We start from the raw sequence: 786 nt of genomic DNA, 5'->3' as shown, positions 1-786 counted from the left end.
TCCAGCTTCCACTGTTGCCTACCCAATACAAAGTGCGGGCTGAAGCAATACTGATATTGGTGTTGTTAGTGCCTATCCCATACAACATATTCAGAGCAGACCCTGTATTGTTGATATTGGAAATATTCACATACTGGGGATTGGAAAAGGAAGTAAATTTGACACTTGCCTGAGAAGAACCTGTGTTCGAATTCACACTCACAGGTGCACTGCAACTGCCATTGGTAAGAAAATCTCCATTGACAGTGCTGGTACTGCTGGCTGAAAAACGCCACGTGCTTCCGGCTGCCAGTGTCACATCATCTAAGGTTGTCGCGGCAGTATTGGTAAAAGTCACTGTGGATCCACTGCCCACACTGACTGGCTGGGTAAAAGTCTGAGCCCCCCCACTGAAACTGGCCGTTACCCCACTTCCCATGCTGATACTGCCCTGATAGGTCTGTGCAAAACCAATCAGAAACTGTGAATTATTCTGTAAAGTAAAATTATTCCGAAAGGTATGAGTATAATTATTGGCTATAAACCGGCTGTAAACATTCACCACCGTTCCACTGGCAAACATAGAACTGGTTCCCATCGAGACTACCCCTGAAAGAATAGTCAGGTTGGCATTGGCCGTAATGGCATACAACTCAGTGTTGCCCGGTCCACTCAGACTAACAGGACCATTAAAGGTTGTATTGAGAAAACGAGCGGTATTGGAAGTTTCCACAGCCACTGTCAGTGCCCCGTTGAAGGTACAATTCTGAATGGCAAAATAGGTCAGCGGTTTACTCTGTGTACCCA

The 786-nt window shown here is 46.1% G+C and carries 1 protein-coding gene; it reads right to left on the bottom strand.

Features of this window, described 5'->3' with window-relative positions; translation table 11 throughout:
• On the bottom strand, positions 1-786 hold a 786-nt coding region (locus QNI22_RS40145), incomplete at both ends, for a hypothetical protein (RefSeq protein ID WP_314520318.1).

Origin of the sequence: Xanthocytophaga agilis, assembly GCF_030068605.1 — a bacterium.
Taxonomy (GTDB): domain Bacteria; phylum Bacteroidota; class Bacteroidia; order Cytophagales; family 172606-1; genus Xanthocytophaga; species Xanthocytophaga agilis.
The sequence above is the reverse complement of the archived record's forward strand: the minus strand, read 5'-3'. Positions and strand labels throughout refer to the sequence as shown.